This is a genomic window from Streptomyces sp. NPDC032091 (assembly GCF_055580265.1).
The window spans coordinates 58,946-73,020 of record NZ_JBVILR010000033.1; the positions used below are offsets into that span (position 1 = coordinate 58,946).

General features: G+C 75.8%; 7 protein-coding genes. 5 read left to right on the forward strand and 2 right to left on the reverse strand.

Going from position 1 to position 14,075, the window contains the following annotated elements; all coding sequences use genetic code 11:
* The first annotated feature begins 2 nt into the window (after window positions 1-2).
* Both ACZ5NJ_RS34890 and ACZ5NJ_RS34895 read left to right on the forward strand, forming a co-directional pair.
* Entirely contained in the window at window positions 3-3,119 is a 3,117-nt protein-coding gene (locus ACZ5NJ_RS34890; protein ID WP_468770401.1) for a type I polyketide synthase, read from the forward strand.
* Window positions 3,120-3,310: 191 nt separating this feature from the next.
* The gene (locus ACZ5NJ_RS34895; RefSeq protein ID WP_468770402.1) at window positions 3,311-6,499 is read left to right on the forward strand and encodes a non-ribosomal peptide synthetase; all 3,189 of its coding nucleotides are present in this window, start codon (window positions 3,311-3,313) and stop codon (window positions 6,497-6,499) included.
* Between the two features lie 81 nt (window positions 6,500-6,580).
* Here the strand turns inward: ACZ5NJ_RS34895 and ACZ5NJ_RS34900 are convergent, their stop codons facing one another.
* A complete protein-coding gene (locus ACZ5NJ_RS34900) occupies window positions 6,581-7,345 on the reverse strand; it encodes a thioesterase II family protein (protein WP_468770403.1) in 765 nt (254 codons plus the stop codon).
* An 82-nt stretch (window positions 7,346-7,427) separates the two neighbouring features.
* Complete coding sequence (locus tag ACZ5NJ_RS34905) at window positions 7,428-8,687, reverse strand: aminotransferase-like domain-containing protein (protein WP_468770405.1); 1,260 nt, start codon at window positions 8,685-8,687, stop codon at window positions 7,428-7,430.
* A gap of 236 nt (window positions 8,688-8,923) precedes the next feature.
* Between ACZ5NJ_RS34905 and ACZ5NJ_RS34910 the strand changes: the two genes are divergently transcribed.
* From ACZ5NJ_RS34910 to ACZ5NJ_RS34920, 3 genes are all read left to right on the forward strand, one after another.
* The gene (locus tag ACZ5NJ_RS34910) at window positions 8,924-9,736 is read left to right on the forward strand and encodes an alpha/beta fold hydrolase (protein WP_468770406.1); all 813 of its coding nucleotides are present in this window, start codon (window positions 8,924-8,926) and stop codon (window positions 9,734-9,736) included.
* Window positions 9,737-9,859: 123 nt separating this feature from the next.
* Window positions 9,860-11,353 carry an MFS transporter gene (locus tag ACZ5NJ_RS34915; RefSeq protein WP_468770408.1) on the forward strand — a complete coding sequence of 498 codons (1,494 nt, stop codon included), beginning with the start codon at window positions 9,860-9,862 and terminating at the stop codon, window positions 11,351-11,353.
* Window positions 11,354-11,524: 171 nt separating this feature from the next.
* The gene (locus ACZ5NJ_RS34920; RefSeq protein ID WP_468770410.1) at window positions 11,525-13,504 is read left to right on the forward strand and encodes a hypothetical protein; all 1,980 of its coding nucleotides are present in this window, start codon (window positions 11,525-11,527) and stop codon (window positions 13,502-13,504) included.
* The last annotated feature ends 571 nt before the right edge of the window (window positions 13,505-14,075 follow it).

The window sequence follows — 14,075 nt, forward strand, 5'->3', positions numbered from 1 at the left end:
ACATGACCAACTCCGCGGATGGGACGGCCGAGGGCGCGGACCGGGTCCAGCGGGCGCTCCGCACGCTCCTGGAGGAACGCGACCGCCTCCGCCAGGAGATCGAGGCCCTCAAGGCCGGCCGGGACGAGCCGATCGCCGTGGTCTCCATGGCCTGCCGCTACCCGGGGGGCGTCGCCTCGCCCGAGGACCTGTGGGAGGTCGTCCGCGAGGGCCGCGACGTCGTGGACGCCTTCCCGGAGGACCGCGGCTGGCGCGACGTCTACCACCCCGACCCCGACACCCCCGGCAGAGCCCACGTGCGCCAGGGCGGGTTCCTGGCCGACCCGGCCGGCTTCGACGCCGAGTTCTTCGGCATCAGCCCCCGCGAGGCCCTCGCCACCGACCCCCAGCAGCGGCTGCTGCTGGAGACCTCGTGGGAGGCCTTCGAACGGGCCGGCATCGTCCCCGCCGACGTCCGCGGCACCGAGGTCGGCGTCTTCACCGGCGTGAGCTCGACCGAGTACGGGTGGCGCTTCCTGGAGGCCGGCCAGAGCGAGCTGGAGGGCTACCTGCTGTACGGCAGCTCGCTGAGCGTCGCCTCCGGCCGGGTCGCTTACGAACTCGGCCTGACCGGCCCGGCGGTGTCCCTGGACACGGCGTGCTCCTCCTCCCTGGTGGCCCTGCACATGGCGGTGCGGTCGCTGCGCGCGGGGGAGTGCTCGATGGCGCTCGCGGGCGGGGCGCTGGTGATGTCCTCGCCCGCGGCCTTCGTGGAGTTCGCCCGGCAGGGCGCGCTCTCGCCCGACGGCCGCTGCAAGGCCTTCGCGGACGGCGCGGACGGCACCGGCTGGGCCGAGGGCGTCGGCGTCCTGCTGCTGGAGCGGCTCTCCGACGCCCGCCGCCACGGCCACCCGGTGCTCGCCCTCGTCCGCGGCTCCGCCGTCAACCAGGACGGCGCCAGCAACGGCCTGACCGCCCCCAACGGCCGCGCCCAGGAGAAGGTGATCCGCCGGGCCCTGGCCGACGCCGGGGTCACCGCCGCCGAGGTGGACCTGGTCGAGGCCCACGGCACCGGAACCGTGCTGGGCGACCCCATCGAGGCCGAGGCCCTGCTCGCCGCCTACGGCAAGGACCGGCCCGGCGGCCGGCCGCTGTGGCTGGGCTCCCTCAAGTCGAACATGGGCCACGCCCAGGCCGCCGCCGGCGTCGCCGGCGTCATCAAGGCCGTGATGGCCATGCGCCACGCCCACCTGCCCCGCACCCTCCACGTCGACGCGCCCTCACGGCACGTCGACTGGTCCTCCGGCGGGATCGAACTGCTGGTGGAGGGACGGGAGTGGACCCGGCCGGACGGCCCGCGCCGGGCCGGGGTCTCCTCTTTCGGCGTCAGCGGCACCAACGCCCACGTCATCCTGGAGGAGGCCCCGCCCCAGGAGCAGGCGGACCCCGCCCCGGGCCCGGACGTCGCCGGCGGGCTGCTGCCGTGGGTGCTGTCGGGCAGGAGCGCGGCCGCCCTCGAAGGACAGGCGGCCCGGCTGGCCGCCTTCCTCGCCGGCGCACCGCACGCCGACCTCGCCGGCATCGGCGCCTCGCTGGTGTCGGCCCGGTCGCGGTTCGAGCACCGCGCGGTCGTGCTGGGACGCGGCCGCGACGCCCTGCTGGACGCCCTCGCCGCGCTCGCCCGGGGAGCCGAATCCCCCGCGGTGGTGCGCGCGGTGGCCGCGAAGCCCGGGGGCGTCGCCTTCGTCTTCCCCGGCCAGGGCTCGCAGTGGGCCGGCATGGGCCGGCAGCTGTACGCGACCTTCCCGGTCTTCGCCCGGGAGCTCGACGCGTGCGCGGCCGCCCTGTCCGAATGGGTCGACTGGTCGCTGCTCGACGTGGTGCACGGCGCGCCGGGGGCGCCGTCCCCGGACCGGGTGGACGTGGTCCAGCCCGCGCTGTTCGCGATGATGGTCTCCCTGGCCCGCCTGTGGCGTTCCTGGGGGGTGGAGCCGGCCGCGGTGGTGGGCCACAGCCAGGGCGAGATCGCCGCCGCCTGCGTCGCCGGCGCGCTGTCCCTGCGGGACGCCGCCCGGATCGTGGCGCTGCGCAGCAAGGCCCTGGTGGACCTGATCGGCCACGGCGGGATGGCCTCGGTCGCGGAGTCCGCCGACGTCGTGGCGGAGCGCCTCGCACCGTGGAGCGGCCGGCTGGACGTCGCCGTCGTCAACGGACCCCGTTCGGTCGTGGTGTCCGGGGAACCGGACGCGCTCGACGAGTTCGTCGAGAAGATGCGGGCCGACGGCGTCCAGGCCCGGCGGATATCGGTCGACTACGCCTCCCACTCCCACCAGGTGGCCCGGGTCCGCGACCGGGTGACCGGGCCGCTGGCCGGCGTGGAGCCGGGGCCGTCGCAGGTGCCCTTCTGCTCCACCCTGTACGGCGAGGTCATCGACACCACCCGGCTGAACGCCGCATACTGGTACGACAACCTGCGCGAAAAGGTCCTTTTCGAATCCTCCGTCCGGCGGTTGGCCGACGACGGGTTCCGGGTGTTCATCGAGATGAGCCCGCACCCCGTGCTGACCGTCCCGGTCCAGGAGATCACCGAGGACCTCGACGACGCCCTGGTGCTGTCCTCGTCCCGGCGCGACCGCGACGAGGTGGAGTCCGTGCTCGGCTCGCTGGCCCGCCTCCACGCCCACGGCGGCCCCGTGGACTGGACCGCGCTCTTCGGCGAGCGCCCCCGCACCGACCTGCCCACGTACGCGTTCCAGCGGCAGCGGTACTGGCTGGCCCCCACCCGGACGGCCGTGGAGGCGGAGGTCCCCGCCCCGGACGGCCCCGACGGCGAGGACCGCGCCGTCCCCCTGCCGGACCGGCTCGCCGGCCTCTCCGGGGAGGAGGCGCGGGAACTCGTCCTCGCACACGTCCTGGAGAAGGTGGCCCTCGTGCTCGGACACACCTCCGGCGCCACGATCTCCCCCGACCAGGAGTTCAAGGAGATCGGGTTCGACTCCCTGCTCTCGGCGGAGCTCAGCAAGCGCCTGACGGCCTCGACCGGGCTCAGGCTGCGGGCCAACCTGGTCCTGCGCCAGCCCTCGCCGCGCCGGATCGCCGGGCACATCACGGACCTGCTGGCCGCGTCCGGAACCCACTGACCCCACGCCGCCCGGCGGGCCCCGGGGCGTGTCCCGCCGGCGGGACACGCCCCGGCCGCAGGCCCCGTCCCACCCGGCACCCGGGTGTCTTGAACCACCGGTGGCCTTCCCCGAAGGTGGGGGTGACCTGCGCGTCCCGCCGGTTCCCGGGCCTGTCTGCTGAGGGGTTGATCTGTGTGCCTTCGTTCGGTGTGTCGTCCGCGCATGAAGGGATGTGGCGGGCGCAGGAGATGGCGCCCGACACGCCCAACCACGCGCTGACCATGTGGGACGTGGACGGAGAGCTGGACGGTACGGCCATCCGGTCCGCGTTCCTGCACGTCATGGACGAGGCGGAGGTGCTGCGCGTCACCTTCGTCGACGAGGGCGCCGGGCTGCGGCTGGTCCCCCGTGAACGGGGCGACTGGCAGCCCTTCCTCCTCGACCTCTCCGCCGAGGCCGACCCCGAGCGGGCCGCCCGCGAAGCCCTGGCCGACCTGGTGCGCCAGCCCTTCGACCTGGCACGGGACCTGCTGCTGCGGCTCGGCGTGGTCCGGCTCGGCCCGGCCCGCTCCCTCCTGGTGATCGCCTACCACCACCTCGTCTCCGACGGGTACGGCGCGGGCGGCCTGCTCTCGCGGCGCCTCGCCGAGGTGTACACCGCCCTCGTGCGCGGCGAGCCGGTACCGGCCCCGGAACACCCGTGGGACGCCGCCTCCTTCGCCACCGAGGCGGTGGAGTACCTCGCCTCCCCGCGCTTCGCCGAGGACACCGCCTTCTGGCGCGACTACCTCAAGGAGGCCCCCGCCCCCGCGCAGATCCCCCGCGTGGCCCTCTCCGACGCGCAGCGCGCCGCCCTCTCCGAGCCCCTCGGCAGCGCCGACCGCTGGTCGGAAGTGGCCGAGACCATCGGCATGGTCAGCCGGACGCTGACCGTCCCGCGCGCCGAGGCGGAGGCCTGGACCGCGGCCGCGCAGTCCATGGGCCTGTGGAAGTCCCAGCTGCTGACCGCGGCCGCCGCCGTCTTCCTGCGCCACCGCTGCGACCGCCCCGAGTTCCTGTTCTCGCTGGCCGTCGGCAACCGCGTCGGCGTGGCCGCCAGGACGCCCGGCCTGGCCGTGAACGTCGTCCCGGTGCGGGCGGCCGTCCCGCTCGGCGCGACCTTCGCCGAGGTCGCCGACGCCCTCGGCGACGAGACGTACGAGATCTTCGACCACACCGCCTGCCACTACTCGGACATCCAGCGCGCCGCCGGAACCGTCCTGAGCGGCCGCGGCAGCTTCGGCGCCGTCGTCAACGTCGTCGAGTTCGCCGAGCAGCTCCACTTCGGCGACAGCCCCGCCCGCTACTCCGGCGCCACCACGGGCACCTTCGAGGAACTGTCCATCGGCGTCTACACCGACGGCAGCCCCGACAGCGACCTGTACCTCCGCCTCGACGCCCCCGCCGGCCTCTACCACCGCGCCGAACTCCGCTTCATCGGCGAGGAGCTGATCGCCCACATCCGCGCCCTGGTCGCCGACCCCGGCCGGCCCGTCGGCGCCCTCGACGTCCTGGACGGCGCCGCTTGCGGCCGAGTGCCGGGGACCCCCGGCGCCACGGACACCCCCCTCGCGGAAACATCCGTTCCGGAACTCTTCGCGCGCCAGGTGGAACGCACCCCCGACGCCCCCGCCCTCGTCCACGGCGACCTCGTGCTCACCTACCGCGAACTCGACGCCCGCTCCACCCGCCTGGCCGCGGCGCTGCGCCGCCGCCAGGCCGGTCCCGAGACCGTCGTCGCGGTGGCCCTGCCCCGCTCACCGGAGCTGGCCGTCGCCCTGCTGGGCCTGGCCAAGGCCGGCGCCGCCCACCTGCCCGTCGACCCGGCGGCCCCGGCGCGGCGGATCACGGAACTCGCCGCCGAAGCCTCGGCGCACCTCCTGCTCACCGGCGCGGCCACGGACCTCCCGGACCTCCCCGGCCTCCCCGTCCTCCGGTTCGAGGACCTCCTCGCGGAGCCGGCCGGCCCCGCCCCCCAGGCCCCGCCCGCACCGCACCCCGGCACCGTCCTGACCCTGCCGCCCGGCTCCGCACCGGCCGGCCGGGCCACGGTGGCCGTCACCCACGCCAACACGGCACGGTTCGTCCGGGACGCCCGCCGGCGGCAGGACGGCCCCACCACCGTGCTGTGGCACGCCCCGCCCACCTGCGACACGCTCGCCCTCGACCTCTGGACGCCCCTGCTGAACGGGGGCCGGGTGGTCCTCGCACCCCCCGCCGGCCTCGACCTCGACGCGCTCGACGCGGCGCGGGAGACCGACGGGGTCACCGCGCTGTGGCTGCCCGCCGGCCTGTTCACCGCGGTCGCGGCGGACCGCCCCGAACGCCTCGCCGCACTGCGCGAGGTGTGGACCGGCGGCGAGCGCGTGCCCGCGGCCGCGCTGCGCCGGGTCCGGGAGGCCTGCCCCGACCTGACGGTCGTCCACGGCCACGGCCCCGCGGAGACGGGCGCCTTCGCCGCCCGCCACGTCCTGGCCCCCGACGCGCCCCTGCGCCACGCGGGCGCCGTCGGCCGCCCGGCGGACGGCACCGCCCTCTACGTCCTCGGCCCCGGCCTGGCCCCGGTCCCCGTCGGCGTGGCGGGCGAACTGTACGTGGCCGGGCCCGGCGTGGCCCGCGGCTACCCCGGACGGGCCGCCCTGACCGCCGGGCGGTTCGTGGCCTGCCCCTTCGGCCCGGCCGGCGGGCTCATGTACCGGACCGGGGACCGGGTGCGGTGGGGCACCGACGGGCTCCTGGAGTACGTGGGCGGACCCGGCACCCGGGCCGATGTCCGGGGTGTCCGGGTCGAACTCGCCGAGATCGAGGAGGTGCTCGCCGAGCACACCGGGCTCGCGCGGAGCGCGGTGGCCGTCCGGGAGGACGGCTCCGGGCAGCAGCGGCTCGTGGCCTACGTGGTCCCGGCGCCGGGCCGCACCGTATCGGGCGAGGAACTGCGCCGCTTCGCCGCCGGGTGGCTGCCGGAGTCCCTGGTGCCCTCGGTGTTCACCGTGCTGGAAAGCCTGCCGGTGACCGCCGACGGCGCGCTGGACCGGTCGGCGCTGCCGGAGCCCGCGTCCGACGGCGGGACGTACCGGGCCCCGCGCAACGACACCGAACGGGTCCTCGCCCGGGCGTTCGCCGAGGTGCTGGAACTCGACCGGGTCGGCATCGACGAGGACTTCTTCGACCTCGGCGGCAACTCCCTGCGGGCCATCCGGCTGGTGGGCCTGATCCGCGCGGAGCTGAACCAGGAGGTGACCATCCGCCGGCTGTTCGCGGCGCGCACCGTCACCGGCCTGTCCGACATGTGGAAGGACCTCGCGCGGTCCAGCAGGCCGAGCCTGCGCAGGAGGACCAGGGACGGCGCCGTCCTCTGACCGCCCGCACGTGCGGAAAGCCGTACGGGCCGTGGGATCCACCGGATCCCACGGCCCGTGACGTCCGCCCCGCCGTCGTCGTCAGGAGACGACGCCGGCCCGGGCGAGCAGCCCCTCCACGACGGCCGAGGCGACCCCGGCCCGCTGCTCGTCGAGGTAGAAGTGGCCGCCGGGGAACACCTCCAGCCCGAACCCGCCCGTGGTGTGCTCCCGCCACGCCCGGGCCTCCGCGAGCGTCACCATCGGGTCCCGGTCCCCGGTCAGGGCGGTCACCGGAGCGGCGAGCGGCCCGCCCCCGCTCCAGGTGTACGTGCCGACGGCCCGGTAGTCCGCCCGCAGCGCCGGCAGCACCATCTCCAGGATCTCGGGGTTGTCCAGCACGCTCTGGTCGGTGCCGCTGAGCCTGCGCACCTCGGCCAGCACGTCCGCGTCGCCGTAGTCGCGGTAGTGGGCCCCGGACCGGGTGTGCGGAGCGCCCCGCCCGGAGACGAACAGCCGCCGGGGGGCGGGCAGCGCGGCCCGTTCCAGCCGGCGGGCCGTCTCGTACGCGACGAGCGCGCCCATGCTGTGCCCGAACAGGGCGTACGGCCGCCCGGGCTCCGCCGCCAGCGCGCGGGCCAGTTCCCCGGCCACCGCCTCGACGAGCGGCTCCAGGGAGGTGTACGGCGCCTCCTCCAACCGGTCCTGGCGGCCCGGGTACTGCACGGACACCACGTCGAAGTACGCGGCCAGCGCGTGCGCCAGGGGCTTGTACGCCGTCGCCGAGCCCCCGGCGTGCGGGAAGCACACGAGCCGCGGGGCGTTCGCCGGGGCCGTGGTGTAGCGCCGGAACCAGGTGCTGTTCACCGTCGTCGTGTCCCTTCGTCCTTCGTCCTGCGTCCTTCGGATCCCGCCGGCAGCACCGGCGCCGCGCGGGGCCCCGCCCCCGTCAGACCGCTTCGAAGGCGGGCGCGAGGGCCGGTTCGGCCTCCAGCACCGCGGCCAGCCGGCGGACGCCCTCGCGGATCCGCTCGGGCGGCGGGTAGCAGTAGGACAGCCGCATCCGGCGGCCGCCGAGCCCGTTCGTGTAGAACCCGGTGCCCGAGGCGTACGCCACCCGGGCGTCCACCGCGCGCGGCAGCATCGCCCGGGTGTCCACGCCCTCCGGCACCCTCACCCACACGTAGAAACCGCCGTCCGGCTCGGTCCACGTACACCCCGGCGGCAGGTGGTCCTCCAGCGCGCGCAGCATCGCGTCACGGCGCTCGCGGTAGGTCACCCGGAAGGTCTCGATCTGCCCGCGCCAGTCCTGCGTGGCCAGGTGGCGCGACACGACCATCTGGTTCAGCGTGGGCGGGCACAGCGTGGCCGACTCCGCGGCCAGCACCAGCTTCTCCCGTACCGCGCCGGGCGCCAGCACCCAGCCGACCCGCAGGCCCGGGGCGAACGTCTTGGAGAACGAGCCCAGGTACACCACGTTCTCCGGGTCCAGGGACTGCAGCGCCGGGTGGGTCCGGCCGTCGAAGCCGAGCAGGCCGTACGGGTTGTCCTCGACCACCAGCACGCCGTACGCCCGGCAGATCTCCAGGATCTCCGCCCGCCGCCCCACCGCCAGCGTCACCCCGGACGGGTTGTGGAAGTTCGGGATCGTGTAGAGCATCTTCACCCGCCGCCCGGCGTTCCTCGCCTGCCGCAGCGCAGCCCGCAGCCGGTCCGGCACCAGGCCGTGCTCGTCCATCGCCACGTGCACGACCTGCGCCTGGTAGGTGGCGAAGGAGCCCAGCGCGCCGACGTACGACGGGCCTTCGGCCAGCACCACGTCGCCCGGGTCGCAGAACAGCCGGGCCACCAGGTCGAGGCCCATCTGCGAGCCGACCGTCACCACGACGTCGTCCGGGTGGCCGCGTACGCCCTCCAGCGCCATCACCTCGCAGATCTGCTCCCGCAGCTCCGGCAGGCCCTGCGCCGACGCGTACTGCAACGCCGTCAGGCCCTCCTCGGCGATGATCCGGGCCGTCTGCGCCGCGATGTCCCGCAGCGGCAACGCGGCCAGGTTCGGCATTCCGCCGGCCAGCGAGACCACCTCGGGCCTGCTGGCGACGGCGAACAGCGCCCGGATCTCCGAGGCCGTCATGCCCGCGGTGCGCGCGGCGTACCGGCCGAGGTGCGGGTCACCGCCGCCGTGGACTTCCTGCGGACCATGACCCATTCCGTTCCCCCCATGCCGTCGGCCTTGGCCGAAAGCATCGGGGTCCCCGCTCGGGACGCTCTCGAGAACCCCTGGAGAACCCCTCGACGCGCGGCGGCGGCCCCTCGGGGCCCCGGTCGAACGCCGAGGTGGGAAGGGCGCGAACGACCGATCCATACAACCGTATTGAACGACTGTCATAGACGTACGTATGGTCGATCTCGGCAAGCCCGCCACCCGAACCGAGGAGTTCCGCCATGACCGCCACCACCCCGACCACCACCGCCCGGCCCGCCCGCGCCACCCTGACCGTCGACGGCCGCGCCCTGTCCTACCTCGACTCCGGCGGCACCGGCCGCCCCCTGGTCGCCCTCCACGGCCACCTCTCCGAGGGCGCGTCCTTCACCGCCCTGGCCGCCGCCCTCGGCCCCGAGTGGCGGGTGATCGCCCCCGACCAGCGCGGCCACGGCGACTCCGACCGCGCCCCCGAGTACGGCCGCGCCGGCTACCTCTCCGACCTCCTCGCCCTCCTCGACCACCTCGGCATCGACCGCGCGGTGTTCCTCGGCCACTCCCTCGGCGCGATCAACGCCGTCCACCTGGCCGCCGAACGCCCGGAGCTGGTCGAGGCGCTGATCGACGTCGACACCGCCGCCGACCTGCCCGACCGCGGCGTCAGCCCCCTCGCCTTCGTGCTGAACTTCCCGTACACGGCGCCCACCCCCGAGAAGCTCGCCGCCGCCTGCGGCCCCTTCGGCGCCGTCCTGCGCCCGGCGCTGCGCCCGCTGGCCGACGGCTCCGGCTGGCGGCTGCCGTTCCACCCGCAGGACACCGTCGACTCCGAGACCCTCGTCCAAGGCGACCACTGGGAGCGGTGGCTCGCCACCGACTGCCCCGCCTTGCTGATCCACGGACTGCGCAGCCAGGTCCTCCCCGCCGACCAGGCCCTCGCCATGGCCGCCGGCCGGCCCCGCACGGTCTACCGGGCCCTGGACACCGACCACTTCGTCCAGCAGGCCGACCCCGAGGGCTTCGCCGCCGAGGTCCGCGCCTTCCTCGCGACCCTCTGAACGCCGACCCCCGCTCCCCTCCTTGCGTACAACGTTCCGTTGCGCGTACGGTGTTCGCATCAAGCAACGCCGTACGCAATCCGAGCGCCGGCACGCCCGTGCAGCAGAGAGAGGGACCCACCCATGGAAACCCGCCGCAACCCACGCCGCTGGTGGATCCTGATCGTGCTGTGCCTGAGCTCCCTGGTCCTCGTCGTCGACTCCATGGCGCTGACCGTCGCGGTCCCGTCCATGACCGCCGACCTCGGCGCGAGCGCCGAGGACACCCAGTGGATCCTCGACTCCTACATCCTGGTCTTCGCCGGCCTCCTGCTCACCTCCGGCAGCCTCGGCGACCGGTTCGGCCGCCGCCGGATCATGCTGATCGGCCTGCTGCTCTTCGGCGCCGCCTCGCTCGCCGCGACCTTCGCCGACGACCCCGCCCAAGTCATCGCCGTACGCGTCGCCATGGGCGTAGGCGGCGCCCTGATCATGCCCTCCACCCTCTCCCTCCTCGTCACCGTCTTCGACGAGGAGGAGCGGCCGAAGGCCATGGCCGCCTGGGGCTCCGTCGCGATGCTCGGCCTGGTCGGCAGCCCCGTCCTCGGCGGCGTCCTCATCGACCGGTTCTCCTGGCACTCGATCTTCCTGATCAACGTCCCCGTCGTCGCCCTCGCCGTCGTCGCCGCCCTCACCCTCATGCCGGAGTCCAAGGGCCCCTGGCAGAAGCCCGACCCGCTGGGCGCCGTCCTCTCCGCCACCGGTATGACCGCCCTCGTCTGGTGGATCATCGAGATCCCGCAGCACGGCGCCTTCGGCGGCCGCTCCCTCACCACCCTGGCCGTCGCCGTCGCCGCCCTCGTCGGTTTCGTCGTCCGGGAGAACACCACCGACTCCCCGATGGTCCCGCTCGCCCTCTTCAGGAACCGCGACTTCAGCGGCGGTTCGCTCTCCCTGACGCTCGTCCAGATCGGCAACGGCGGCCTGCTCCTGGTCCTCACCCAGTACCTGCAGTTCGTCCTCGGCTACTCGCCCCTCAAGGCCGGCCTCGCCTTCGTCCCGCTGGCCGTCGCCGCCCTCGCCGGCAACGCCGCCGGCGCCGGCCTGGCCGCGCGGACCGGGCACCGCCCCCTGGTCGTGGCCGGCCTGCTGGTGATGGCCTCCTCGTTCGCCCTCCTGACCACCGTCTCCGCCGACACCGGCTTCACCGTCCCGGCCGTCGCCCTCGGCCTCCTCGGCCTCGGCGCGGGCCTGGCCATGCCGGCCGCGGTGGGCGCCCTCATGGCCACCATCCCCGAGGAGCGGGCGGGCGTCGGCTCGGCCCTCAACGACACCATCCAGCAGGCCGGCACCGCCCTCGGCGTCGCCATCCTCGGCTCCCTGCTCACCAGCGGCTACGCGCGCAGGATGCCGGCCGAAGCCCCCGCCGAGGCCCGGCACTCGCTCGCCGGGGCCCTGGCCGCCGCCCACGGCGAAGCCGGCCCGGTCCGCGCCGCCCGCGAGGCCTTCACCTCCGCGATGACCACCACCTTCACCTTCAGCGCCGCCGGCCTCCTCGCCGCCGCCCTGCTGGCCGCCGTCGTCATGCGCGCCGGAAAGCCCGCCCCCGCCCCCACCGAACCCGGCCTCGCGGCCTGACCCCTCCGCCGAAGGGGCGGTACCCCACCCGGGTACCGCCCTTCACGGCCACGACCCGCCTTTCGGACACCCGCCCCACCCCACTGTGGACGCGGCCGACCCCGCCTGTTGCACTGCCAGGCCCGGCGGGCCGACACCCGCCACGGACCGTGGACACCAGGGGGGAACACCATGGCCAGGGCAGGACGACCACAAGGAGCTCCGAAGGGCCGCTCGCGGGCCGCCAACGAGCTGGCCGAGCTGCTGCGGCAGGTCACCGCCGGCCTGACCGTACGGGAGCTGGCCCAGCGGTTCGGGGGAGGCAAGACGGCCTGGAGCGAGTACCGTTCGGGCGCCCGGATCATCCCGCTCGGCCGCCTCGGCCTCGTCGTCAGGGAGTGCGTCCGCGACCCCCGCGGCCGCCAGCGGCTCCTGACCAGGGCCCGGACGCTGCACGCCCGGGCCCTGACCGCGGACGCCGAGACCGAGGCCGAGGCCACCCCCGCACCCGGCCTGGAGGAAGCGCTGCGCCGGGCCCAGGAGGACCTCGCCACCTCCGGCCGGCTGGTGGAGGGCCTGCTGTCCCTGATGACGATGCTCCGCGAACAAGCCAAAGTCGCCGAGCCGGACACCGCGCCGGACGCCACCGCCGGGCCCACGGCACGCCCGTCCCCACCCGAGCGGTTACGGGACCGGCTGGACGAGGCGCTCGACCAGCTGGTCACCGCCCGGGCCGCCGAGGAATCCGCACGCCGGGCCGTCGCCGACGTCCTGGCCCGGCGCGAGGCCGCCGCACGCCGCCGGCTCCCCGTCCTCGCGCCCCCACCGACCGACGCCCCCGGAGCCGGCCCGGGGGAGGACCCGCCGCCGGCGGCGGACAAGCCCCTGTCCAAGGAGCTGATCCGGCTGCGCCACAGCCTGGAACAGCAGCGCGAGGACGCCCACTGGCTGTGGGAACGGGCCCGGGCCGACCGGGGCACCCGCGAGGTCATCGAGGGCGTCGTCCTCGAACGCCTCGACACCCTTCCCGCGGTCCCCGCCACCCCCTCGGTCCCCGCACTCCGCCGCACCGGGCCCGCCAGGACCCCGCCGGCGGTCCTGGGGGTCCTCCTCGCCCTCGCGGTCCTCGCGGGAGCCACCCTCACCGGGGTCCTGGCGGTCCACCGGAACACGTTCCTCACCACCGAAACAGCCCCCCACGCCCAGCCCGTCCCGCCCCACCGGGGAAGCCCCTCGGCCCCGCCCCCGGCCCCCTCGCCCACCCCGACGCCCTCCCCTTCGCCCACCGCTGGCCCCCTGCCCTCCTTCCCCGGTCCCCTCCCCGCCCCGGGCACCCCCACCCCGCCCGCCCCGGACGCCCCCACCCCCGCGCCGCCCGCCCCGCAAGCCCCTCCCGGCACCGCCTACGCCGTCTCCCAGGACCGCCGCAGCGTCCTGCGGTGGACCGCCCGCGACGGTGCCTGGAAGGTCATCGGCCCCGCGGCCGAGAAGGTCTACGCCGGGGCCGCCGGCCTGTTCGCCACCAACACCGGCGACGGCCGCATCTTCAAGTACGACGAGCCCTCCAGCTCCTGGTCCCAGATCGGCTTCCCGGGCGACCAGTTCGCCACCACCGGGGACGCCCTCTACGGGATCACCGAACACCGTGACGCCGTCATGCGCTGGACCGGCCAGGGCACCGAATGGGTCCGCATCGGCACCGCCGCCGCCCGGCTGTACGCGGGCGGCGCGGGCCTCTTCGCGACCAGCCCCGACACTGGAGCCCTGTTCCGGTACACGGGCTTCGGCGACTCCTGGGTCGACGCGGGAGGCCCGGGGGCCGACTTCGCCGTCGGACCCGACTATGTGGCCCGGATCTCCCCCGACGGCCGGGAGGTCTGGCAGGCCAACGCCAAGGGCAGCAACTGGCGCCGGATCGGCGGCCCGGCCCGCACCCTGTACGCGGGCGGCGCCGGCCTCTTCGCCGTCGACACCGCCACCGGCCGGATCCTGAGGTACGACAACGTGCCGGACGCATGGACCCCGATCGGCGCCGCCGGCGTCGGCCTCGCCGTGGGCGCCGACTCCGTCTACCGCATCGGCCAGGACCTGGCCGTCTCCCGCTGGACGGGCCGCGGAACCGAGTGGACCACCCTCGGCGCCTCCGCCAGCTCCATCACCACCCCCAACTGAACCACCGCCGCCCCCACCATCCACCGCGAACGGGGACGCCCCCCGGCCCGCACGGTCCCCGTGGCCGGCAGGGTCCCCGTGGCCCGCACGGTCTCCCGGCCCGCACGGCCCCCCTGGCCCGCACGTCCCCCCGGTCCGCACTGCCCCCCCGCCCCCGCACATTCACCCCCGCCCCCGCACGGCCACCGCCCCCGGGCGGCCACCGCCCCCGCACGGCCACCGCCCCCGGGCGGCCGAGCCGTCCCCCGGCCAGGCTTCGCCGGGACGCGCCGCCACGGAGCGGCACGCCCCGACGGCGAATGGAGCCCCCGTGTCATCACCCCGCACACCCCTGAAGGCCCGCGGTACGGCGCTCCTCGGCGTGCTGCTCCCGGCGGCCCCGGCCCTCGCGGCCGGCACCGCCCCCGAGCCCCTGCCTGCCCCCGAGCCCCCCGCCTGCCCCCGCGGCCCCCGACCACCGCCGAGCCCCCCGCCTGCCCCCGCGGCCCCCGACCACCGCCGAGCCCCCGCCTGCCCGCCTCGCGGGCCCGGACTCCCCAGGCGCCCCCCCGTGCTCGACACCCGCCCGGGT

Bases quoted from the DNA above. Each gene is read 5' to 3' on its own strand.
- ACZ5NJ_RS34915 (WP_468770408.1), top strand. From the start codon at position 9,860: ATGGAAACCCGCCGCAACCCACGCCGCTGGTGGATCCTGATCGTGCTG.
- ACZ5NJ_RS34910 (WP_468770406.1), top strand. From the start codon at position 8,924: ATGACCGCCACCACCCCGACCACCACCGCCCGGCCCGCCCGCGCCACC.
- ACZ5NJ_RS34905 (WP_468770405.1), bottom strand. From the start codon at position 8,687: ATGGGTCATGGTCCGCAGGAAGTCCACGGCGGCGGTGACCCGCACCTC.
- ACZ5NJ_RS34920 (WP_468770410.1), top strand. From the start codon at position 11,525: ATGGCCAGGGCAGGACGACCACAAGGAGCTCCGAAGGGCCGCTCGCGG.
- ACZ5NJ_RS34890 (WP_468770401.1), top strand. From the start codon at position 3: ATGACCAACTCCGCGGATGGGACGGCCGAGGGCGCGGACCGGGTCCAG.